Genomic DNA, 22,787 nt, shown 5'->3' on the forward strand with positions numbered 1-22,787 from the left:
TGCCTTAATAAAAGCATAAAGTTAAGCTAAAACAAAAACAATTATCTTCACGTTATTCAGAAAAAAGACCACATGCTTGTTAACCAACTTCCGCCCGATGGCGGCATGCTTTATACCGAAACCAATATGGCACAGCTTTTTCCCGAGCCGCTTAACGCCATTACCTCTGGTTTCTTTTTGGCAATTGCCCTATACTGGACCTTTAAAATGAAAGGGAAATTTAAATCGAATCCCTTCCTTACCTATTGCTTGGTGCTGTTATACATTGGTGGTATTGGCGGCACAGTGTACCATGCGTTACGACAATGGAGTGTTTTTATCATGATGGATTGGATGCCTATTATGCTGTTGTGCGTTTCGGCAGGCGTTTACTTTCTGGCTCAAAGCACTAAATGGTATTACGCGGTATTAATGGTGTTGGGTTATGTGGGCTTGCAGTTTTCCATCAGGAATTTGTTAAGCGCAGATAATGTACATCTTTTTGTAAACATCAACTATGCGCTAATGGCACTACTGGTGTTACTACCCGTGTTAAAATATCTTATTTATACCCAATGGAAAGCTGGCAAATGGGTAGGCTACGCCTTGCTATCTTTTGCTTTAGCGCTTACTTTCCGCATTGCCGATAAATGGGAGTGGTTAAGTTTTGGGACACATTTTCTGTGGCATAGCTTTGGTGCTATCGCTACTTTTTGTATGTTCAACTACATTTATTTAACCCAAAATAAAAAGGAGCTAACCACGTAGCTCCTTTAATATTTCTTTGCAGCGCTGCTCTACTTCCAAGCTTACGGGCACAAACAAATCGTTGTCGTAATAAGGGTCAGTCACTTCGGCATCTGGTAAAAACAACCTTACCTTTTGTCGGTGTTCTTCTGTTTTGGCCATATCTAATACATCCCTTAGGTTGTTTCTGTCCATTACCAAAATATGATCGTACTCCTCAAAAAAGGCTTTATTAAAATGCCTGGCCCTTTGTGCAGAAATATCGTAGCCTAAGCTTCGTGCAGCCAATACGCTCCGTCGGTCGGGTGGATTGCCTACATGCCAACCTCCTGTACCAGCACTATGCACCTGCCAGCCTAAGTTTTCCTGATCAGCCAAGTGTTGCAATATGCCGTGTGCCAAAGGCGAACGACAGATATTGCCTAAACAAACCATTAGTATTTTCATTTTTGAGAGAGAGTTAAAGAAAAAAGATTAAGGAGCAAATATCCCTCATCGAACTTTCAGCAATTAAACAATTTATCAATCCGAACAATTAACCAAACTACTTATAAATTTCGTTTAAAATGTTTGCCAAACGAACACCACCTTTTAACAACTGTTGGTTTACGGTTTCAATCCAATCGAAGTTATAGTTATAGCTCAATTTGTCATCATTCTTAATGCCTGTTGCGTAAATCTTATTGCACACTTGGTACGATTCGAAAATGCAATCTTTCAACGTAGCTTTATTCCACTCGCTTAGCTGTTGCGGTGTAGCAAAGTTAATAGCTTTGGTATATTCCGTATAGCTCAATTGTTGGAAATCAATCAACTGCTCATCCCAAACCCGGTGTAAGTTAGATTTTTGACCAAACCACATTACAGAGACTCTGTTGCCTCCTAAATCCTCTTTTCTAGCGGTATGCATCGGCTGGTGCATATCACCCATTAAGTGAACCAATAAACGCATCGCAAATACTTTCTTGTCTGCAGGAGTTTTAGGGTTCTTCAACAAGGCAATCATCTCGTTAGTTTTGCTGTAGATGTTTGCATCCTTAAAGCTATCTAAATAATTGCTCATTCCCGATTTATCCAAACCTTCTGGCAAGTTTACATAATGCCAGTTGTTCAAATACCTGTAGCTGGTGTCCGATTTAATAAAATCAGCCCAGTTAGCACTCATAGCCAAGGTTTCATTACCTAAAATTTGCTTAATGGCCTTACGGGCATTAGCACTCAAATAGCTATCAGCCACCTCACCCACAATACGGTGACCTAAAACACCCCAAGCGTTAGCCGCAATAGGAGTATAAATAAAGGCAAATGCTAAGATTAATCTTTTTAAATTTTTCATTTTGATATTGAATTATTGTCGTCCCATAAGCTATTTGCGGTTAACAGGAGATTCTTCGCTATGCTCAGAATGACAAAAAGCTTAAAGCGCCTTTTGGACGCAGGTTATTTTTTCTTTAAAATTAAGTTTTACTTCTGTTTGGTCGCTCAGGTTTTCTAATTGCAATTGCTCGGCATTCCACGACTTAACCTTAAAGTTAATCAAATACCTCCCGTGGCGGTAACATCCCGAAACCTTTTGCTTATAATTGGCCTTGGTAAAGTCGCCAATCAACATTAACGTATCATTACGTACCTGATAAGTTCCTTTCGCATACTCCTTCCACTCGCCATTATTAAAGCAATCCTCTTCGTAGTAATTTACTTTGGAGTAGGTCACCAAGTCTACATAAAACGAATCACAAGTAAACCTAAACTTGTGTTGAGTGTACGATTGCATTTGTTCCTTATTCCCAATGCTATCTTGGTTCCAAACGCCCTGAAGGAAAGTCTCTCCTTTACCCTGCACATTAGGAAGGCGAGAACAGGAGAGCATAAGAAGTAAAAAGTTGAAAGTAAAAAGTAAAAAGTAAAGGCCTTTTTTATTCATCATTGCATCAACATTAAACTTTTAACTTTCAACCTTTACACTTTATTTTAAGCTACCAACCATATCCTCTGGTTTCACCCAAGCAGTAAACTGCTCATCAGTTAACAAACCAAGCTCAATAGCCGCTTCTCTTAATGTTTTATTTTCTTTATGTGCTTTTTTAGCAATTTTAGCTGCGTTTTCGTAACCAATATGAGGATTCAAAGCCGTAACCAACATCAATGAATTTTCCATGTGTTGCTTAATTACTGGACGATTGGGTTCAATACCTTCTGCACATTTATCGTTAAATGAAACGCAAGCATCGCCAATTAAACGACCGCTCTGCAATACGTTTGCTGCAATTACGGGTTTAAAAACGTTCAGCTCAAAATGTCCGTTACTAGCACCAACGCTCACCGCAACATCATTCCCCATTACCTGTGCACAAACCATAGTTAAAGCTTCTGGTTGTGTAGGATTAACCTTACCTGGCATGATCGACGATCCAGGCTCGTTATCTGGAATAACAATTTCGCCAATACCACAACGTGGACCCGAGCTTAACATACGAATATCGTTTGCAATTTTCATCAACGAAACCGCTACACGTTTGTAAGCACCCGAAAGTTCCACCATCGCATCGTGAGCTGCCAAAGCTTCAAATTTATTAGGAGCCGTTACAAAAGGCAAGCCCGTTAAATCAGCAATTTTTTTAGCCACCAACACATCATAACCTTTAGGCGTATTTAAGCCCGTACCTACCGCAGTACCACCAAGTGCCAACTCAGCAATCATTTCCAAGGCATTTTTAATCGCCCTTAAACCATTGTTCAATTGTTGCACATAGCCAGAAAACTCTTGCTTTAAAGTCAAAGGTGTAGCATCCATAAAGTGCGTACGGCCTGTTTTTACGATATCGCCCCAACCTTCAGCTTTTGCTGCCAAAGTATCGCGTAATTTCTCAATGCCTGGAACCGTTACCTCAACCGCTTGTTTGTAAGCCGCAATGTGCATCGCTGTTGGGTAAGTATCGTTAGACGATTGCGATTTATTCACATCATCATTCGGGTGTAACGATTTTGGCTCATCTAACAAATTACCGCCACCAATCACGTGACCGCGGTTAGCAATCACCTCGTTACCGTTCATGTTACTTTGCGTACCCGAGCCTGTTTGCCAAATTACCAATGGAAACTGGTCATCTAATTTACCTGCAATTACCTCATCGCAAGCTTTAGCAATCAGTTCAGTTTTTTCCGTAGAAAGCACACCCAATTCATTATTAGCCAAAGCCGCTGCTTTTTTCAAATAGCCAAAAGCATGGATGATTTCCTTAGGCATCGAAGCCTCAGGTCCAATTTTGAAATTGTTTCTAGAGCGTTCAGTTTGTGCGCCCCAGTATTTGTCGGCAGGTACTTGTACCTCGCCCATGGTATCGTGTTCTATTCTAAAACTCATGGTAATACAAAATTATTTTTGCCCAAATTTAACCTTTTTGAACCTTAAAGGAAATTTATTTAGAAACGTTACACGAGTATTAGAAAAAAATTGGAACTAACTTTTCGGGAGTTGCAGCCCCGCTGTGCGCTACAATCTTTTTGTGGTCGTCACTGCTAAACCTCGTAGGTTTTGAAAACCTACGAGGTTTCTGGGCCCCATGCAACAAAAAGTATTTCCGCTACCATCGCGTTTATTTAACAACCTACACTACATCAACTTTGTAAATCCTAAATCTGGCATACATTTTTAAAGACAGAAAGAAACATTTGTGCATCCGTGGCTTAAAATCTCTAAGTAAAAACAATGTTTAAAACTCTTTTACCGTTAAGTTTTTAAGAATGCTTAATTTTCCAGCTTTTATAACCACGTTGCCACACACCAATGAGATTTAGAATACTACTAACTGCCATAAGCTTATCTATATTTACACTCAACGCTTGCACCAGCAAGGAAGAAAAAGAAAAGAAAGTTGCTGAAGACAAGAAAATTAGGAAACCCGAGGATGATAAAGCAGATAGCCTGTTATTAGTTTACGATAAAAAGAAAGAAGATAAGTGGATTGCCGACTTTGTAAACAACCTCCACAAAAAATACTCCTTCAACGGAAACGTATTGGTAGCCAAAAAAGGTAAAATCATTTACGAAGGGGCTAAGGGTTGGGCCGATTACCTTCATCGCGATAGCTTAAAGATCAATTCGGAATTTGAATTGGCATCCATCACCAAAACCTTTACAGGTACGGCAATTATGCAATTGGTGGAAGCAGGTAAATTAAGCTTAGACGACAACGTGAAAAAGTTCTTTCCTAATTTTCCTTACGATGGAATTACGGTGAGGCTTTTGCTTCCACACCGCAGCGGAATGATGAACTATGTTTATTTCATCGACGACATTTGGCGCAAGGAAAAAAAGGATATGAAAAAAGGGATTACCAACCAAGACGTGATGCAGGTAATTGCCGATAAAAAACCAAATCCCTACACCAAACCCGACAAGGTTTTCCATTACAACAATTCTAACTACATGGTATTAGGTGCCATTATCGAGAAAGTAAGCGGAATGCGTTATTCGCAATATATGATGGAGCATATTTTCAAGCCTGCGGGAATGAAAAATACGCATGTTTACTCCAAAGCCGAATACGATAAAATTCCTGTTGATGTAGTTGGTCACGACCGTAACAGCTTTAGATACTCTGTAGTACAAAATTTCTTAGACGGACCTGTTGGCGATAAAGGAATTTACAGCACGCTTCATGATTTAGTGCTTTACGATAAATATCTGCGTAACGAACGCTTACTTAAAAATGTTTCTTTAGACTCTGCTTATGTAGGTCGTAACAAACCTGTAAACGGTCACTTCAACTACGGCTATGGTTGGCGCATGTTTGACGGCAAGGGAATGGACAAAGTAGTTTATCACACAGGCTGGTGGCATGGTTTCCGCCACATTTACGTGCGAGATTTAGACAAGGACATTGTGGTGATCTTTTTGGGCAACCTTACCAACGGAAGCTTAATGCACTTAGATGAGCTTTACAAATATCTAAAAATGCCAATCATCCGTAAGGGAGCTTACACTGGCTCTGGATCAGCGCCAGGTAGCGACGAGGATTAAACTTTAACCAAATGAGCGCTTCAAAAACGATACAAACGGACAGACTTCTACTGCGATCAATAACATCAGAAGATATACAGCATATCTATAAAGGTCTTTCGCATCCAGATGTTATCAAGTATTACGGTATTAGCTTTAGCTCGTTGGAAGCTACCGAAGAACAAATGATTTGGTATAGGGAGTTGGAGCAAACCGAAACTGGAATTTGGTGGGCCATTTGCTCCCCAGAAGGACAAACTTTTTACGGTGCTGGCGGATTCAACAATGTTAGTAAACAACACAGAAAAGCCGAAATAGGATTTTGGCTGCTTCCTGAGTTTTGGGGTGAAGGATTAATGCAAGAAGCATTTCCTGCCATCTGCAACTACGGTTTCAATACCCTTGGTTTAAATAGAATTGAAGGCTTTGTAGAGAGCGATAACGCAAGCTGCAAAAAAGCCGTTGAAAAACTACATTTCAAACATGAGGGTACAATGAGAGATTGCGAAATAAAAGACGGAAAACCCTTAAGCATTGATATTTATTCAAAGCTAAAAAGCGATTGATATGCGCTACCAATAACGCTTATTGATACATAACCTATGTAAATTTAGGTTGATTTAATGTTCTTCGAAAATCTTTGCCATACAAATCATTAGTTTTTGCTAAATTTGTTAGCAAATGAAAAGAGCAGGTGTTGCCGATTTACCTTTACATTACGGAGCCGTTCCGCCTTGGTTGGCAGAACGTATGGCCAAATTGGGCTTGGCCATTACCGAGCAAATCTTAGCAAATAAGGGTAAAGATGATTTCTTGAGCCGAATGAGCAGTCCTTTTTGGTTTCAAAGTCTTGGTGCTGTGATGGGCATGGATTGGCATTCATCGGGCATCACAACTTCGGTAATGGGCGCATTAAAAAAAGCCATCAATCCAAATGCTGCTACCTTTGGTTTATACGTTTGTGGTGGCAAGGGGAAATTTTCTAGAGAAACGCCTACAGAGCTTGCAAAATTTGCACAGCTTAATGGACTGGATAGCGAGCATTTGGTGCGCAGCAGTAAACTTTCTGCAAAGGTAGACAACACCGCTATTCAGGATGGCTTCCAACTTTATCAGCATAATTTTATAGTAAGTACCGAAGGAAATTGGACCGTGGTGCAACAGGGCATGAGTGATGCGACCTCTACCGCAAGACGCTATCACTGGCATTCGGCCAATGTGCAATCTTTTACCGAAGCTCCACACACTTTTATTTATGGCGAAAACCAAGGAAAAATATTAAACCTTACCGATAAGAAAGCGCAGCCACTTAAAGCGTCAATGTTGGAAATGATGGCGGAACCTCCCAAAAAAATGCTAGCAGAAATCAGCAAATTGGTAATGCCCAAACATCACGATGTACAAGCTAAAGACGTTGATTTAAAACGATTGGGTTCTATTCTTTGGTTGGCTCAAAACAACAACATTTCTAATTTTGATGAATTGCTACTTTTGGAAGGCTTGGGACCTCGAACACTACAATCGCTAGCGTTAGTGAGCGAAGTGATTTATGGAGCACCCTCTCGCTTTAAAGACCCTGCCAGGTTTTCGTTTGCCAATGGAGGCAAAGACGGGCACCCGTTTCCAGTTCCAGTTGATGTGTATGACGAAACGATTAAGACCTTAAACGACGCCATCAAAAAATCTAAAATTGGAAACAGTGATAAAGCAGAAGCCATTAAATCACTTTCTCAAATTGCTGCCCGAGTGGAAAGAGATTTTATTCCCAATGGAAATTTAGACGCGGTGATTGCAAAGGAAAGAGCCGACTCTTGGAAGTACGGTGGCAGGACTGTTTTCGGCAAAGCAAAAAAGCCAAGCAATCAGTTGAGTTTGTTTGAGTGAGACGACTTCCAGACCTACGAAGTTTTAAAAACTTCGTAAGTCTGACTAGGTCCTACATTACGAAATCTTATCGAAGCTAATTCCAGTATTTTTCTTTGCCAAGAAGCTCCTGAGCAAACTATTATCTGGATTTTCTAAGTTTGGATCTAGGTCAAAAATTTCTATCACGGTGTTTCGGGCTTCTTTAAGAATCACTTGGTCTTTTACCAAGTCGGCTACTTTTAGCTCAACCGTTCCGCTCTGTTGGGTCCCTGTAATATCCCCAGGACCACGCAACTCTAAATCTATTTCCGAAATCTCAAACCCATTATTGGTGCGCACCATGGTTTCTAACCGCTTCTTAGAAGTTGGATTTAGCTTATTCCCCGACATCAAGATACAGAAAGATTGCTCGGCACCACGACCAACACGCCCCCTTAACTGGTGCAGTTGCGAAAGACCAAATCGCTCTGCATTTTCTATGACCATTACCGAAGCATTGGGCACATTTACCCCCACTTCAATTACGGTAGTCGCTACCATAATTTGTGTCTTTCCATCAATAAACCGTTGCATCTCAAACTGCTTGTCCACGTTATTTAATTTACCATGTACAATGCTGATTTGATATTGCGGCAAAGGGAATTGGTAACTGAGCTGTTCAATTCCAGCTTCGAGATGCAAAAGGTCTAGTTTCTCACTTTCCTTAATTAATGGATATACCACATACACCTGTCGACCTTTGGCTATTTCCTGCTTCATAAAACCAAACATGCGCATCCGTTGGCTCTCCAATAAATGTTTAGTTTCAATTGGCTTTCTTCCAGCCGGCAATTCGTCAATCACCGAAACGTCCAGATCTCCATATAAAGTCATGGCCAAAGTTCTTGGAATTGGTGTCGCCGTCATCACCAAAATATGAGGGGGGATACTGTTCTTTCGCCAAAGCTTAGCTCGCTGCTCTACCCCAAAACGATGTTGCTCATCAATGACCACCAAGCCTAGGTTTTTAAACTTTACCTTATCTTCAATCAGGGCATGGGTGCCTACCAAAATGTCTATTTCGCCATTTTCCAACTGCGCATGTAAAATAGCCCTTTGCTTTTTGGTGGTAGTCCCTGTTAGGATTGCCACATTGGCCAATTCACCATTAAGCATTCCCACAAGCGACTCGTAATGCTGGCGTGCTAAAATTTCAGTGGGAGCCATCATACAAGCTTGGTAGCCATTGTCATTTGCCAATAACATGCTCATTAATGCCACCACTGTTTTTCCGCTTCCCACATCGCCCTGAACCAAGCGATTCATTTGCGTACCTCGCTGCGTGTCTATTCTAATTTCCTTAATTACCCGCTTTTGTGCATTGGTGAGGTCAAAAGGAATAACTTCATTATAAAATTTATTGATTCGCTCGCCGACATTATCAAACAGCGCCCCTTTAAATTTTAAGCTCCTTAAATGCTTGTTATGTAGCAATTGCAGCTGAATAAAGAAAAGCTCTTCAAACTTCAATCTCCGCTCCGCCTGTTGCAGCATATTCGTATTGGATGGAAAATGAATGCTGATGAGCGCTTCTTTTTTACTAATCAGTTTATATTTTTCTAAGATGTATTTAGGTAGCGTTTCCCTTACTTCGTTAACATGAAGTTCTAGCAGTTGGTAAATGAGCTTCTGAATTCCTTTGCTGTCTAAAAAAGCTTTTTTAAGTTTTTCGGTCGAACTGTAGATAGGTTGCAAAGTAATGTTTCCCGCCACTCCAGTCTGCTGACGAGGATAATTTTCTAAATCTGGATGAGAAATGCTAAAACTACCATTAAAGAAATTAGGTTTCCCAAACGCGATGTAGGTGTTACCTCTATAAATATTCTCTTCAACCCATTTTAAACTTTGGAACCACACCAACTCCATTCTTCCCGTTTCGTCTTCAAATTTAATGACAATCCGCTTCTTCTGTTTTTCTCCAATCGTCTCCTTACTTACCACTTTTCCTATCACTTGCACCAAGGGCATATCTGGGTTAAGCTCCCTAATTTTATAAAAGCGAGTTCTATCGATATACCTGAAAGGATAGTGGTGTAAAAGGTGTTCATAGGTAAAAAAGCCCAGTTCCTTTTGAAGCAACTCAGCGCGTTTAGGCCCAACGCCTTTTAGGTACGCTAAAGGGGTTTCTAAATTTGAGAAGAACAAAGCCTAGTTTTTTCGTTTAAAGGTAAGCATATCTTTAATCATGTTCCAATTAAATAGGAAAACGGCAAATAGCAATAATAAATATGCCGTCAGCTGATGAGCGTCTATTTTCTCATTGAAATAAACAATAGCTACCGTAAATGCGATAATTGGATTGATATAAATGATAATACCTAGGGTTGACGAGGGAATGCCTATCAGCGCAAAAAGACTCAAGAAAAGCGGTACAACGGTAAACAAAACGGCGATTAGCAAAACATTCAACCAAAAGCTCATTTCAGTAGGCAAGCCAGTATGTTGATAGATAAAAAATGGTAGCATCAATATCACCGCAATGGTAATTTGAAAGGCTAATACGTTTAGTTTATCTAATCCTTGCATTTTACGCTGAATAATCAAATAGAAAGCATACAGTGCGGCAATAATCACCGACCAAACGACTTCTATTAATGAACCAGTAGCCAACATTAGAATACTAGCGGTTGCTAGTAAAAGTGCAATAATCTGAATTCGATATAAATGTTCTTTCAGAATAATAAAACCACCAAAAGCAGTAATTAATGGACAAACCATGTAGGCAAAGGCCCCTGATTTGATACTGACATTGTTTATAGCATAAATAAAGGTATACCAGTTAAGCACCAAAAGCACTGTGGCACCAATAATTTGAATCAAGATGATCTTCTTCTCCTTAGCGCTACGCGATTTAAAATAACTAAGGTCTTTGTAAAACTCTTTCCTCCTAAACAAGAAAATAGCTACCCATATGACCGCTAAAGAGGTAAATATGCGATAATATAAAATCTGTTCCGAAGGATAAGACTTAAGGTTTCTTAGTGGAATAGCAAAGAAACCCCAAATCACAGCCGCCAAGACTCCCGAACAAAGATACTTTGATTTATTTGGGGTCAATGTTATCCTTTATATGCAGTGATAGAAATTTCAACATTCAACCCTTTAGGCAAACCTTTTACAGCCACCGTTTCTCTAGCAGGAAAATCGCTTTTAAAGTAAGAACCATAAATCTCATTCACTTGGGCAAATAAGGACATATCAGAAAGGAAAATAGTTGTTTTGATGATATGTTCAAATTCGTATTCCGCTTCGATCAACAGCGCTTTAATGTTACGCATTACCTGATGCGTTTCTTCTTCCAATGAAGGATTATTCAGCTCATTGTTTTCGGGGTTAATTGCAATTTGCCCTGAAGCGAATAGAAAACCATTTGCGACAATTGCTTGGCTATATGGACCAATAGGCTCAGGTGCGTTAGAGGTATAGATTATTTTTTTCATGTTTATTAATGAGTAATTGTATAGCAATTTGACCTTTACTGTATTTTGTTGGAACTAAAGCAATCTTATTATTTTAAAATATAAATGTCGATTAGCTTGTATAAAATACCTAGTACAAATACTGTTATAGCGATGTAATTGATTACACGCATAATCTTTACATTTTTACTTGTGCTTTTAGTTTCTGACATATACAAATCTAGGTATAAAAAAAGGGCCTCGAAAATTTCGAGGCCCTTTTGTAATGTTATTACTTAAGAAATATTAGTTTCTTGAAGACTCAACACGACGGTTTTGGATACGACCTTCTTCTGTATCGTTAGAAGCAATTGGTTTAGTCTCTCCGTAACCTTTAACAACAACGTTGCTAGCGTTAACGCCTGAGTTTACTAAGTAAGTTTTAACAGAGTTAGCTCTGTCTTTAGATAACTTCATGTTGTATGCAGCAGTACCTTCGCTAGAAGCGTGACCAGCTACAGTCACTTTACCACCGTTTTCACGCAAGATAGAAGATAATTTATCTAAAGTTGGATAAGATTCAGTTTTCAACACTGAGCTGTTGAACTCAAATTGGATAGTTTCGAAACCAGTTACACCAGAAACAGGAGTAGTAGTTTGAGTTGGCTCAGGGAATTTAATTGTACGACCAGAACCATCAACAACTGCACCTGGAGCTGAATTAGGTTCTTTATCGAACATATCAGCTACACCGTCACCATCGCTATCTTTTTTCAAATCTTCAACAGATTTCTCTACGTTAGCAACACGGTTTTTCAAAGCCTCAACTTCTTGACGTAATGAAGGATCTTTCAATTCATCATACATCAAAGCTAAAGGGTTAACCCAATCCAAGTTTGGTTTAGATTTAGAACCTAATGAGAATTCTAAACCAGCTGAACCGTAAGAGAATTTATCTTTAGAGATAGATTTAGCATAAACTCCATCTAAGTTATCACCATCAACAAAGTTCATAGTATAAGCTAAGTTGAAAGATACGCGATCAGAAACTTTAAACTTGATACCAGCTCCTACAGGGATATAAGCTTCTTTAATGAAGTCTTTATCATTGTCAGAACCAAATTGACCTTTTCTGTCAACACCGTTTACTTTAGGGTTATAAGCAATAACACCATAACCAGCAGTTACGAAAAAGTTAACTGAGTTCTCACGACGTAAGAAGTCAACAGTTGCTACGTTAACAACACCTCTTAAGTCAGCTGAATACTGAATGTCAGTTTCAAACTCTCTAACACCACCAACAGCACCGCCAGCAGCGTCTTTGTTAGTACCAGAAAGTTTACCACGGAAGATGTTACCTTCTAAGCCAAAAGCATGACCTAATTGTTTACGCAATGAAATTCCGTAACCTAAGTTAACATCCCAGTTAGTAAAGTCATTTGATCCACCAGTTAAAACAACAGGAGCTAATACACCTGCGTTAACACCTAAAGACCACGTTCTGTACTGCGCTCTACCACCAAATACCTTGGCAGAAGAGGAGGTTGCAGGAGCATCTTGTGCGCTAGCAAGAGAAGAAACTCCTACTAATGCTACTAAAGAAGCTGCTACGCCCTTTTTTAAAGTAGAATAATTCATAATTTTCTTTTTAAGGTTAAACAAAATATTTATTGTATAATTTTTTGCAATACAAAATTAAACAAATTTTTATAATCTCAAAACCCTACACAAACTCCGTTCCAAATACGCAATCTAAACAAAAACATCATGAAAAATACAAACTTTATACTGATTTACAAGTTGTTGAAATAAATTTAACAACTTTTAACTATAAGCAGAACAGCCTTATCCGCTTATTCATCATACCACTCATTAGTGTACAATCAGTCCTAAATTATATACAATCGGTGTCGATTGCTACACCAGTCGCTCTACAAACTGATACATATTAAAGCGTTTGTGAGCTAGTTCTTCTTTAATTAATGCATGAATTTGAGCTCTATCAACATCTTTCATGCGCTTACTTTGTATTAGCCTAAACGCTTGGTCGGCTAAAAAGTATTCTATTTTGGAGCCGTCTGCTTTTTCTTCATTTAAAATCCATTCGCATAAGGTAGCAATCCCAACATTTTTATCAGCCACCGTTTTAAAAACAGGGATTTGCTGATGTTGCTCCCTTACCATTTTCTGCAGATTGTTGGCGAAAACATCTGCTCCATCTCTATCAGCTTTGTTCACTACAAAGGCTTGGGCAACCTCCATCAACCCTGATTTGATATGCTGAATTTCATCTCCCGCCTCTGGTACCAGTACTAAGACCGTTTTATCTGCCAAACCTGCGATTTCTATTTCGGACTGTCCTACGCCCACTGTTTCAATAATGATCAGATCAAAATTACTAGATCTCAACACATCAACCATTTCAATCGTTTTTGCAGAAATACCACCTAATGAACCTCTAGTGGCCACAGAACGAATGTATACGTTTGGCTGGTTAAAGTGTTTGGACATCCGAATTCTATCACCCAAAAGAGATCCATAATTAAAAGGAGAGGATGGATCCACCGCAAGAATCGCAATGCGTTTATTTAACCGGCAAAGTTCTTCGGTAATTGCATTCACCAAAGTGCTTTTCCCCGCTCCTGGAGGTCCTGTGACACCTACGACGGGCACGTCTCTGTTAATTGAAAGTGCCTTTAGTAGGTCTGACGCTGGAGCAATACTATTCTCCACCAAAGTAAGCGATCGAGCTAGTGCCAGAAAATCACCTTCAGCTATTTTACTAATCAATTGATTTAAATAAACCTGTGCAGCATCCATATTAACAAAGAAACAGAATAAATCAAAACTTTGGCTAAAGTGGTAAATATACTGCAATGACAGAAGATTTTTTAAAAACCGTAACTTTGTTTTCTTTTATAGATTTTAGATGAAAATATATTTTAGGTTATTATCCTTTGCCAAGCCTATTGAAAAGTTTGCTATTCCGTATGTAGTGGCAACCATGTTAGCGATTTTATTTGGCACTTTAAACCTTGCTCTCTTATCTCCTCTTTTCGAGATTTTATTAAAAGCAAATAATTCAGCACTAAGCACTCCAGCTTCCGTAAAACACGAAGCTTCATCTTTTGATATCTTGGGGAAGTTTAGGGAATTCGTAAACAACTCTATCAGTACCGTAGGTGCCGAAAAAACACTGGCTTATGTTTGTATCGTTATTGTTTGCTCGGTTTTACTTTCCAACCTCTTCAGGTATTTTTCTCAACGTGTAATGGAAGACTTAAGGGTACATACCCTGTTGAACTTTAGAAGAAAGGTTTTTAACAATGTCATGAACTTACATGTTGGCTATTTTAGCAACGAAAGAAAAGGCGATATCATTTCTAAGGTAGCTTCTGATGTACAAGTAGTACAGTTCACCGTGACCAATACTTTACAAGTGGTTTTTAAAGAACCGGTAACACTGATTGTGTACATTGTCATGTTGTTACTCATTTCTGTAAAACTTACTTTATTTTCTTTATTGGTTATTCCTGTATCAGGCTTTATCATTAGCAAGATTGTTAAAAGGCTAAAACAACAGGCCAAAGAAGCTCATGAATCATTTGCCAAAATGATTGGTTTTTTAGATGAAGCTTTGGGCGGCATTAAAATCATTAAAGCATTTAACGCTTCGGAAAGAATTAAAGACAAATTTAATCAGGAGAATATTTTCTATTCGAACCTTACTCGAAAAATGGTGCGCAGACAGCAGCTTGGATCGCCCGTATCAGAGTTTTTAGGAGTGCTAATGGTTGCTACCATTGTATGGTACGGCGGAACATTAATTTTGCACAATCAGCAAGACGCATTGGCTCCCTCAGACTTCATTGCATATATTGCTATTTTCTCACAAGTAATGCGTCCCGCCAAGGCTTTAACAGATTCATTTAGTGGCATCCATTCAGGCATTGCTGCTGGAGAGAGAGTGCTTGGATTAATAGATACAAAACCTGAGTTGGAAAATAAAGCTGACGCAAAAGATTTAGAAAGTTTTAGCCAAGTATTAGAGCTTAAAAACGTAAGCTTTGCTTATGGAGAAAAACAAATCTTAAAAGAAATTAATCTAAAAATAGAAAAAGGAAAAACCATTGCTTTGGTGGGCCCTTCAGGTGGCGGAAAAAGTACCTTAATGGATTTAATTCCTCGTTTTTATGCGCCTAAGGAGGGAAAGATCCTCATCGACGGAAATGATTACGAGGACCTAACGGTTGAAAGTATCAGGGCTAAAATGGGGATTGTCAACCAAGATTCTTTCCTTTTCAACGATTCGATTTTTAACAATATCGCCTTTGGGAAACCAGATGCAACGGAAGAAGAAGTAGTTGCTGCTGCAAAAATTGCCAATGCCCACGATTTTATCCTTAATACTGAAAATGGCTACGAGACTAATGTGGGTGATCGTGGCAATAAATTATCTGGAGGACAAAGACAAAGGGTTTGTATTGCTCGAGCTGTTTTAGCCAACCCGCCAATTATGTTGTTGGATGAGGCGACCTCTGCATTGGATACCGAATCGGAAAAACTGGTGCAAGAGGCCTTAAACAATTTAATGCAAAACCGTACTTCTGTGGTGATCGCTCACCGATTGAGCACTATTCAGCACGCTAATCAAATTGTGGTGATCGACAAAGGACAAATTGTTGAACAAGGTAATCACAATGAACTACTAGCAAAAAAAGGGCTTTACCATCGTTTAATTGAAATGCAGACTTTTAATGAACAATAAACAGCCTTTGGTTTCGATTGCGGTATGCACCTACAACGGAGAAAAGTTTCTCATTGAGCAACTTGATTCATTGCTTGGGCAAAGCTATCGCAATATTGAAATCGTAGTGGTTGATGACTGCTCCAAAGATCATACACTTGCCATTTTAAAGCAGTACGAAGAAAAGCATCCAAACTTCAAGGTATATCAAAACGATCAAAACTTAGGATATATCAAGAATTTTGAGAAGGCTATTTCTTTATGTAATGGTGATTATATTGCACTTTGTGACCAAGACGACATTTGGGACTCCAGCAAAATTGAACTGCAATTAGCTGGTATTGAAGACTGCACTTTGATCTATCACGATTCGGAGTTTGTAGACGACAAAGGCCTTTCTCTTGACAAAAAGAAATCTGACATCCTGAACATGTATCAAGGGGAAAGCAGTGTACCTTTTCTCTTTTTCAATTGCGTATCGGGACATGCCTGTCTTTTTAACAGAAAGCTTATTCCTTACTGCCTTCCTTTTCCTCAAGAGGTCTTTCACGATAGGTGGCTCGCTTTTACAGCGGCAAACAACGGTGGCGTCACTTATCTAAATAAAACACTAGTTAAGTATAGGCAACACGCAAACACTGACACCAATATCTTAAAAATCAACAAGGAAAATCGAAAGCCATCCACATCAGGATATCAGAAGATGATGAAGATTCTGAACGAACTCTCTCACTTCAGCAAATACCCTTACCTCAAGCAGAAAGACAGCGTAGAAAAACTTTATGAAGCCTACCAAAAATGGGTTAATTCATATTTCTGCTGGTCTTTGGCAGCATTCATGATTTCAAATTACAAGCTGTTATTTTTTATCCCTAAAAAAGGGGGTTTAAGTAATCTGAATTTTATTTTCAAGCATTTTTTTGGAGGAAAATTCAAGCACGATTCTTCTTCCTAAAATCATTGATCGCCTTCATATAGGCACTCATAAACTGCTTCAATCCATTTTTTTTAATCATTTGGAAAGCATGCTTAACATTGAAAAAACCTTCTTCGGCGATGAAGTAACTATTGGGCCGTTTTAACAGCCTCATGTTTTCCTTCTTCAGTTTTCGTCCCTCTTCCGAATCCGACATTGCATCATCGATATAAATTTGAAATAAAGACCGAACCACAATTTCATTCAAATACATCTTTTTCAGATCTTTACTCATGCTTGTGTGGTGTACTCGAACCATACCATAAGCTCTTTCGTTATCCAAATACCCAAACTTAAAATACATCGCACTTTTAAACCAGTATTCCCAGTCCTCAAGGCTCGTCAGCTCCGTATTAAAATCGCCTACTTTTTTTACCACTTCTCTTTTAACGAGAGGTGAATTTACAGGCATAATATTCCTATTCACCAATTCCCAAAGCTGCTCAGTTGTAGGCCTGTCGTTTAACCGGATAATCCATTCTTGTTGAGTAAGGTCCAAACTCCTATATCTTTCCTGAATATTATTATTGGTAAAGTAGTAAGTATTGCAATACGATATCCCCAAATTTTTGTCAGCGGCAAAATGGTCCAATTGCAACTGGATTTTATCTTCAGAAATTAAATCATCTGCATCCAAAAACTGGATATAATCTCCCGAGGCCTTCTTAATTCCTGTATTTCTAGCGGCCGACAGCCCTTTGTTTTCCTGATAAACGTAGATGATCCTAGCATCTACTTTCGCCAGCTCTAAAACCAAAGCCTCAGTATTATCCGTTGAACCATCATCCACCACTATCGCTTCCCAATGCTCATACTTTTGACCCCTAATTGAAGTTAAGGTTTCTATAATAAAATTTGCATAATTATAGCTTGGGATAATGATAGAGACCAACGCCTTAGCAACCATAGTGTGTGAATAGAATAATTTTCGCTGAATAGGCCCGATAGCCATTAATCACAAATGTATCAAATTTGGTTAAAAAGGCTAACAAACAGCAAAGGCCTAACGGTAAGCAAAAATCACTATTTTTACCTCAGTAAAGAAATTATGAATAAGAGAATTAAAAGGATATTGGAAAATATAAAATCAATATTGAAATATCCTACGATACATGCTGCGCTTTCTAAAAAGAATAAGCTCTATTTTTTTTCCTATTCCTGGTCATTTGGAGGAGGAGAAAGGGTTTTCGTGGACATGCTAAATCTTTTTAAAGAGGAGCATCCTATTTGTTTCGTTACAGGCACTTCTGTTACCGAAGGATTTAGGAAAGAATATGAGGCAGCGGCACACACCATCAACTTAAATCGTTGGAGCCAAAAAAAAGGACTAAAGGGTTATATGTTAAAGAAAGTGGCCAAAGCCATCAATTCCCAAAAAGAGGTAACCATTGTGGGCTGGAGCAGTGAATTTATGTATGAGCTAATTCCGCTGCTGGCTACGCATGTTAAAATCATAGATATCACGCATAATTTTACAGATAACGGGAAAGGATTAGAATTGAAAACACTTCCTTACGTTCCTAGAATAAACAAAAGAATTGTAGGATCTAAAGGCTTGATACAGCAATTTGAAGATCTTTATAAAGACAATAACATTCCTTTAAATTATGTCGATAGGCTAGTTTTTATCCGCAATAGAATCCCTTTTGATAATTTCTTGCCGAAGAAAGATTATGACAATCAACTTCAAGTTGTTTTTGTAGCTAGAAATAGTCCTGAAAAAAGGAGCGAGATCTTAATCAAAGCTGCAGAAAAATGCCAGCAGGAAAATCTTCCAGTGGTATTTAAAATGATTGGCGATTATGATCCAAAGAAAATAAAAGCCCCATCAAATGTAGAAATGGTGGGTATAGTTAACGACAAAAATATTGTTAACGAATACTACAAAAATGCGCACATCCTTTTGTTAACTTCTCAAAGAGAGGGCTGGGGTCTTGTTATTTTTGAAGCCATGAATTTTGGAGTAGTGCCTATCTCAACCAACGTAGGTGATCTTTCTTATTACGTTTCTAATGAAAAAGCGAACGGTGTATTGATTGAAAACCGAGATGATAGCGAACTATTGGCCCAGTTGTTCGCAGATGAAATCAAACGATTTTGTAATGACAGCGCACAGTTAAAGAAATACAGCCAAAATGCTTTCGAAACAGTCAAGGAGCTAGTCGAAACTTCCGATTTTGAAGAAGTTTACAGAAGTGTCATTTTAGGAAAATCAGAATAAATCAAACATGGATAACACAGGTAAAAATCCTATTGTCACCGTTTTCATGGCTGTTTACAATGGTGAAAAATATATAAAAGAGGCTATTGAAAGTGTGCTTACCCAAAGTTATAGAGACTTTGAACTACTGATTATCAATGACGGGTCTACAGATAAAACACTTGATGTAATTGCGCAATTTAAGGACCCCAGAATTCGGCTACTACATAATGATGGAAATAGAGGACTTACTTATACACGAAATCATGGTGTAAAGGAAGCGCGAGGAGAATACTTTGCGATATTAGATAGTGACGATATTGCGATGCCAAACCGCTTAAAAATACAAGTTGATTATATGAATGCCAACGCCGACGTTGCAATTTGTGGCGGGCAAGCCGTATTAATTGACGGGAGTAGCAAAGAAATACGCCCTTATAAGGTGCATTCAGGAGATAGCTTATCTCATTGGCTCGTACTTCACAATGTTTTTATCAACTCTACACTAATGATAAAGACTTCGGTAATGAGAGAAATGGGAGGTTACAGAGATATGGCTCCTGCTGAAGATTATGACCTTTCCTTTAGAATTGGGCTAAAATATAGGGTAGCAAACATAAGCGACACCTTTGTTTTTTATCGAGAACATGGCAATAACATTTCAAAAGTACAAACAGAGAAGCTAAATAATGCTGAACGTCGTATTATTGAACACATCCATTCGAGCTTAAAGATTTCAACCGATAAAGCCTTTATTAAGACGCATCATAGTATCTTAAAGTATGATTTCGAAGCTTCAGCTATAAGCGAATTTGAGCTCTTCTTAAAGGCTTTAAGAAAGAGCAACCATCTGAATAAATATTACCCTATATCCATTTTTAACAGGTTTCTATTTGATACTTGGTTTAAAATTTTAAAAGTAAAAAAGGAGAAGAATATAATCTATTTATATTTCAAAAGTCCTTTTTTTAAATGGTCTTTCGTTACTTTTGGGCAATTAAGTAAAGTCTTTAGAAAAACGCTTTTCTCTTGAGTTTAAATATCAAAGAATGATTAACGAATGCCAAAAAATTTCTTGATTTTAATCGTATACCTCAATTTCCTCAGTTTCTTTCTTGCATCCAATAGCTCTTCATAGTAAGGCACAAATGCCGCAAAGTTTTCAGAAATCACATCTTCCTGCTCTTTTTTCATTTTAGGGCGATATAAAGGGTTTGAACTTATACCATCTTCCATAAACTCAGCAATGAAAACATCGATATGTTTGTAGCTACAATTAAACTTACAATATGCCAAGAAAAAGAATTTCCAATCAGAAACAATACTTAAAGCTTCATCGTAAAGCCCTACTAAATCAAATAGTGTTCTTTTGATAAAAGTTGATGGGTGAGGAATAGTATTATGATAGAACAGTGCAAAATCAAGCTTGTCATCTGGTATCCAATCTCTTTTTATACCATCATTATCGCAAAGCATATTACCAGAAACCAAGTCGCAATCAAACCCTTGTTTAACAGCATCTTCAATTGAATTCGATTTAAATAAAATATCCCCGCTATTCAAAAACAACAGATAATCTCCACTGGATTTGTGAATACCTTTATTCATTGCATGATAAATTCCATTATCTCTCTCACTAATTGAATAAGCTATTTTATTTTGATATTTCGCAAGCACATCGGTACTTCCATCATCTGATCCCCCATCAATAATAATATATTCAATAAACTCATAAGTTTGATCTATTACAGAATTGACTGTCTTTTCCAACCCTGCAGCATTGTTGTAGTTAATTGTTATAATAGAAATTTTCAATGTTAAAGATTTATAATGTTTTAATCGTATTATTTTATAATATATTTAACATCCCATTCTCTTGAGAATAACTTAAATTGAATAATTTGCTTTATATTTTGAGGCACCCAATAAGAAAAGGAATAATCGTAGTTTAAACCATCAGTCCCAGATTCTCCTTTTAATCTGGGATAGTACTTAAAAGGTAAATATTTATATTTTTCTTCTATAATAGAAAGCAATACAGCCCTACTTAAGGCATGCTCGAAATAATATCCCGCACTATCGTCAATCATACCTGCGGTTGGAAATAAAAATTTAGTAAAAAATATTTTATCGGCAATAAACACTCTCGAATCCGAATATTTTAATTGACGAGGTAGGTCCACCATAATATTACAATGATGTTCTTGATAGGACCTCAATATAGATTTAAAATTTAGAAGTTTGTATCTACCTGTTATCTTAAAAATGGAAACACTTTTTTTAATAAACGTCGAATTCTCAAAAGCGTGTTTAAGAATTAACATTTCCCCATATCCTTTTCCCAAACGCCTATCAAAACTATTTCCGAAAAAAGTAATAACTTCCAGTCTGTCCTTATGTAAGGAGCCCTTAAACTCATCCGATAAATCTACTCCAGAGTTTTCGACGAAAACGACAACATTTTCCGTATTATTCAAATAAAAATTTATCGCATCAATATATTGGAGCCTTCTCCTTTCAGGGTTCTGCAGCTTTGTAAATATCATCCCTTCGGGATTTATACATCCCGTAAGCAAAACTAAGGGCAATGTATTCACGTGACTAGCTTTCTGCATTTATTTCTAATTTGGATAGATTGGATAATTGTCAGTATCTCCCACGAAAATAAATCAAATTTATGGACTATTGTGAGAGTAGGATATTAATTTTTAGTTTATTGTCCTACCATCCACCTTAATCTTGTTTTTAAAATTAAAAAAGTGATTAAGAAACTTGACGAATAAGTGATTAAAAATCTGATGAAAAGAATCCCGCTATTTACCCACACAGAAAAGTGCTCATAATCTAACTTAAGCGGCTGAAATATCAAAGGCAAAAATCTACTGATGATTAAATAATGTAGCAAATAAATACCAAAGGTTGTTTTTCTCGGCTGAAGCTTATTTTGGAGAAAAGATATATTGCCAAGTTTTAACAAAATAGCAAAAACGATAAAAGAATATAAGATATTCGAAATCCGCAAAGTATTATAAGCATCTCCAGAACCAAGACTTAACAATTTAAACGATTCGGCCACTGAAAGTCCAAAAGACATTATTCCGAAAAGCAGCAATAAATACCAAGGAGTTTTATTTAAGAAATTGATCACGTTATCATAGTATTTATTTAGATAAACACCTAGCCATAAGTAAAAAATAAACCCAAACAAGGCTGCGGAATGTAGGGTGATGAACCATCCATAATACAAATTAATGCTATAAACTAAAGAGATACATGCTAAAATTCCACCAAACCAAACTTTATATAAGAGCCTCTTAAATATTAATAGTATAGCAATACATATTAAAAAATTCAAGATAAACCAGTAAGCAGTGAAAAAGAGCGTGTGGTTCAAAAGTTGTAAGAAATACTTAGGGAAATTGGTGGTTAATAAGCCCACATCACTTCCTCTGAAATGAGCAACAAACCGATCCACGATAGTGAATAGCATAAACGTCGTCATCCAAAATAACCAAGGCCTAATAGTATTTTTGACACGATTTTTTAAGTACTGAATGGCACTATATTCTTGGAATTTATGGTTGATTAAAAAACCTCCAATCAGGAAAAACGCTATAGTACTGAACTTGAAAGATTGGATTAAGCCCACTTCTATAAATTTATCAAAAGGTTCACTATAGATTCCCGTAGCAACCGCAGACGAATGTTCGAAAACAATACCTATCATGGAAATACATCTGATAGTGTCTACAAAATCAAAGTTTTTCTTTTCCTTTACTGTATTCATTTCTTGCATCTTTTACAAATCTGGACAAAAAAAGTATTTCGCCGCT

Annotated in this window: 21 protein-coding genes; 8 read left to right on the plus strand and 13 right to left on the minus strand. The window is 37.7% G+C overall.

The genetic code is table 11. From position 1 onward, the window contains the following. Positions 1–72 precede the first annotated feature (72 nt). The gene (locus tag DUT70_RS11380) at positions 73–747 is read left to right on the plus strand and encodes a hypothetical protein (protein ID WP_113647455.1); all 675 of its coding nucleotides are present in this window, start codon (positions 73–75) and stop codon (positions 745–747) included. Here the strand turns inward: DUT70_RS11380 and DUT70_RS11385 are convergent. The 4 genes from DUT70_RS11385 to fumC form a co-directional block, all read right to left on the minus strand. After that, complete coding sequence (locus DUT70_RS11385; protein ID WP_113647456.1) at positions 736–1,173, minus strand: low molecular weight protein-tyrosine-phosphatase; 438 nt, start codon at positions 1,171–1,173, stop codon at positions 736–738. The two genes, DUT70_RS11380 and DUT70_RS11385, sit on opposite strands and share 12 nt — an antisense overlap. Before the next feature lie 97 nt (positions 1,174–1,270). After that, entirely contained in the window at positions 1,271–2,062 is a 792-nt protein-coding gene (locus DUT70_RS11390; RefSeq protein ID WP_113647457.1) for a S1/P1 nuclease, read from the minus strand. Between the two features lie 81 nt (positions 2,063–2,143). After that, complete coding sequence (locus DUT70_RS11395; RefSeq protein WP_113647458.1) at positions 2,144–2,653, minus strand: fumarate hydratase; 510 nt, start codon at positions 2,651–2,653, stop codon at positions 2,144–2,146. Between the two features lie 39 nt (positions 2,654–2,692). Further along, positions 2,693–4,090, minus strand: a complete 1,398-nt coding sequence (gene fumC, locus DUT70_RS11400) for a class II fumarate hydratase (protein ID WP_113647459.1) — start codon at positions 4,088–4,090, stop codon at positions 2,693–2,695. A 423-nt stretch (positions 4,091–4,513) separates the two neighbouring features. On the opposite strand from fumC, the gene DUT70_RS11405 reads away from it, so the two are divergent. The 3 genes from DUT70_RS11405 to DUT70_RS11415 all read left to right on the plus strand — a co-directional run bounded on the left by DUT70_RS11405 (position 4,514) and on the right by DUT70_RS11415 (position 7,612). After that, positions 4,514–5,749, plus strand: a complete 1,236-nt coding sequence (locus DUT70_RS11405) for a serine hydrolase domain-containing protein (protein WP_113647460.1) — start codon at positions 4,514–4,516, stop codon at positions 5,747–5,749. A gap of 11 nt (positions 5,750–5,760) precedes the next feature. Continuing rightward, on the plus strand, positions 5,761–6,294 hold the full coding sequence (locus DUT70_RS11410; RefSeq protein ID WP_113647461.1) for a GNAT family N-acetyltransferase: 534 nt from the start codon (positions 5,761–5,763) through the stop codon (positions 6,292–6,294). Between the two features lie 115 nt (positions 6,295–6,409). Next, positions 6,410–7,612 (plus strand): DUF763 domain-containing protein, encoded by a 1,203-nt coding sequence (locus DUT70_RS11415; protein ID WP_113647462.1) that lies wholly within the window; start codon positions 6,410–6,412, stop codon positions 7,610–7,612. Positions 7,613–7,669: 57 nt separating this feature from the next. Here the strand turns inward: DUT70_RS11415 and recG are convergent, their stop codons facing one another. The 5 genes from recG to meaB all read right to left on the minus strand — a co-directional run bounded on the left by recG (position 7,670) and on the right by meaB (position 13,908). After that, positions 7,670–9,778 (minus strand): ATP-dependent DNA helicase RecG, encoded by a 2,109-nt coding sequence (recG, locus tag DUT70_RS11420; protein ID WP_113647463.1) that lies wholly within the window; start codon positions 9,776–9,778, stop codon positions 7,670–7,672. A gap of 3 nt (positions 9,779–9,781) precedes the next feature. Next, entirely contained in the window at positions 9,782–10,690 is a 909-nt protein-coding gene (locus DUT70_RS11425) for an EamA family transporter (protein ID WP_113647464.1), read from the minus strand. 2 nt (positions 10,691–10,692) lie between these two features. Next, positions 10,693–11,073 carry a Rid family detoxifying hydrolase gene (locus DUT70_RS11430; RefSeq protein WP_113647465.1) on the minus strand — a complete coding sequence of 127 codons (381 nt, stop codon included), beginning with the start codon at positions 11,071–11,073 and terminating at the stop codon, positions 10,693–10,695. Between the two features lie 264 nt (positions 11,074–11,337). Beyond that, positions 11,338–12,669, minus strand: coding sequence for an OmpA family protein (locus DUT70_RS11435; RefSeq protein ID WP_113647466.1), 1,332 nt, complete (start codon positions 12,667–12,669; stop codon positions 11,338–11,340). Positions 12,670–12,948: 279 nt separating this feature from the next. After that, entirely contained in the window at positions 12,949–13,908 is a 960-nt protein-coding gene (gene meaB, locus DUT70_RS11440) for a methylmalonyl Co-A mutase-associated GTPase MeaB (RefSeq protein ID WP_240432087.1), read from the minus strand. 52 nt (positions 13,909–13,960) lie between these two features. On the opposite strand from meaB, the gene DUT70_RS11445 reads away from it, so the two are divergent. Both DUT70_RS11445 and DUT70_RS11450 read left to right on the plus strand, forming a co-directional pair. Then, positions 13,961–15,799, plus strand: coding sequence for an ABC transporter ATP-binding protein (locus DUT70_RS11445; RefSeq protein WP_113647468.1), 1,839 nt, complete (start codon positions 13,961–13,963; stop codon positions 15,797–15,799). Further along, positions 15,789–16,733 (plus strand): glycosyltransferase family 2 protein, encoded by a 945-nt coding sequence (locus DUT70_RS11450; protein ID WP_113647469.1) that lies wholly within the window; start codon positions 15,789–15,791, stop codon positions 16,731–16,733. The genes DUT70_RS11445 and DUT70_RS11450 overlap by 11 nt, the downstream gene beginning before the upstream one ends. Here DUT70_RS11450 and DUT70_RS11455 read toward each other — a convergent pair. Continuing rightward, positions 16,711–17,661 carry a glycosyltransferase family 2 protein gene (locus DUT70_RS11455; protein ID WP_162926613.1) on the minus strand — a complete coding sequence of 317 codons (951 nt, stop codon included), beginning with the start codon at positions 17,659–17,661 and terminating at the stop codon, positions 16,711–16,713. The genes DUT70_RS11450 and DUT70_RS11455 overlap by 23 nt on opposite strands. A 141-nt stretch (positions 17,662–17,802) precedes the next feature. Between DUT70_RS11455 and DUT70_RS11460 the strand changes: the two genes are divergently transcribed. Beyond that, positions 17,803–18,975: a glycosyltransferase family 4 protein gene (locus DUT70_RS11460; RefSeq protein WP_162926614.1), complete on the plus strand. Its 1,173-nt coding sequence runs from the start codon at positions 17,803–17,805 to the stop codon at positions 18,973–18,975. A 7-nt stretch (positions 18,976–18,982) separates the two neighbouring features. Continuing rightward, positions 18,983–19,987, plus strand: coding sequence for a glycosyltransferase family 2 protein (locus DUT70_RS11465; RefSeq protein ID WP_113647472.1), 1,005 nt, complete (start codon positions 18,983–18,985; stop codon positions 19,985–19,987). Between the two features lie 20 nt (positions 19,988–20,007). Here the strand turns inward: DUT70_RS11465 and DUT70_RS11470 are convergent, their stop codons facing one another. The 3 genes from DUT70_RS11470 to DUT70_RS11480 form a co-directional block, all read right to left on the minus strand. Continuing rightward, positions 20,008–20,769 carry a glycosyltransferase family 2 protein gene (locus DUT70_RS11470; protein ID WP_162926615.1) on the minus strand — a complete coding sequence of 254 codons (762 nt, stop codon included), beginning with the start codon at positions 20,767–20,769 and terminating at the stop codon, positions 20,008–20,010. 29 nt (positions 20,770–20,798) lie between these two features. After that, entirely contained in the window at positions 20,799–21,569 is a 771-nt protein-coding gene (locus DUT70_RS11475; RefSeq protein ID WP_128353353.1) for a hypothetical protein, read from the minus strand. A 98-nt stretch (positions 21,570–21,667) separates the two neighbouring features. Beyond that, positions 21,668–22,741 (minus strand): acyltransferase family protein, encoded by a 1,074-nt coding sequence (locus DUT70_RS11480; protein ID WP_162926616.1) that lies wholly within the window; start codon positions 22,739–22,741, stop codon positions 21,668–21,670. Positions 22,742–22,787 lie beyond the last annotated feature (46 nt).

Source organism: Pedobacter chitinilyticus (assembly GCF_003313385.1).
GTDB classification, from domain to species: Bacteria; Bacteroidota; Bacteroidia; order Sphingobacteriales; family Sphingobacteriaceae; genus Pedobacter; species Pedobacter chitinilyticus.

Coding starts and splice junctions, on each gene's coding strand:
- DUT70_RS11380 (WP_113647455.1), top strand. CDS start 73: ATGCTTGTTAACCAACTTCCGCCCGATGGCGGCATGCTTTATACCGAA.
- DUT70_RS11385 (WP_113647456.1), bottom strand. CDS start 1,173: ATGAAAATACTAATGGTTTGTTTAGGCAATATCTGTCGTTCGCCTTTG.
- DUT70_RS11390 (WP_113647457.1), bottom strand. CDS start 2,062: ATGAAAAATTTAAAAAGATTAATCTTAGCATTTGCCTTTATTTATACT.
- DUT70_RS11395 (WP_113647458.1), bottom strand. CDS start 2,653: ATGATGAATAAAAAAGGCCTTTACTTTTTACTTTTTACTTTCAACTTT.
- fumC (WP_113647459.1), bottom strand. CDS start 4,090: ATGAGTTTTAGAATAGAACACGATACCATGGGCGAGGTACAAGTACCT.
- DUT70_RS11405 (WP_113647460.1), top strand. CDS start 4,514: ATGAGATTTAGAATACTACTAACTGCCATAAGCTTATCTATATTTACA.
- DUT70_RS11410 (WP_113647461.1), top strand. CDS start 5,761: ATGAGCGCTTCAAAAACGATACAAACGGACAGACTTCTACTGCGATCA.
- DUT70_RS11415 (WP_113647462.1), top strand. CDS start 6,410: ATGAAAAGAGCAGGTGTTGCCGATTTACCTTTACATTACGGAGCCGTT.
- DUT70_RS11430 (WP_113647465.1), bottom strand. CDS start 11,073: ATGAAAAAAATAATCTATACCTCTAACGCACCTGAGCCTATTGGTCCA.
- DUT70_RS11435 (WP_113647466.1), bottom strand. CDS start 12,669: ATGAATTATTCTACTTTAAAAAAGGGCGTAGCAGCTTCTTTAGTAGCA.
- DUT70_RS11445 (WP_113647468.1), top strand. CDS start 13,961: ATGAAAATATATTTTAGGTTATTATCCTTTGCCAAGCCTATTGAAAAG.
- DUT70_RS11450 (WP_113647469.1), top strand. CDS start 15,789: ATGAACAATAAACAGCCTTTGGTTTCGATTGCGGTATGCACCTACAAC.
- DUT70_RS11455 (WP_162926613.1), bottom strand. CDS start 17,661: ATGGTTGCTAAGGCGTTGGTCTCTATCATTATCCCAAGCTATAATTAT.
- DUT70_RS11460 (WP_162926614.1), top strand. CDS start 17,803: ATGAATAAGAGAATTAAAAGGATATTGGAAAATATAAAATCAATATTG.
- DUT70_RS11465 (WP_113647472.1), top strand. CDS start 18,983: ATGGATAACACAGGTAAAAATCCTATTGTCACCGTTTTCATGGCTGTT.
- DUT70_RS11475 (WP_128353353.1), bottom strand. CDS start 21,569: ATGCAGAAAGCTAGTCACGTGAATACATTGCCCTTAGTTTTGCTTACG.
- DUT70_RS11480 (WP_162926616.1), bottom strand. CDS start 22,741: ATGAATACAGTAAAGGAAAAGAAAAACTTTGATTTTGTAGACACTATC.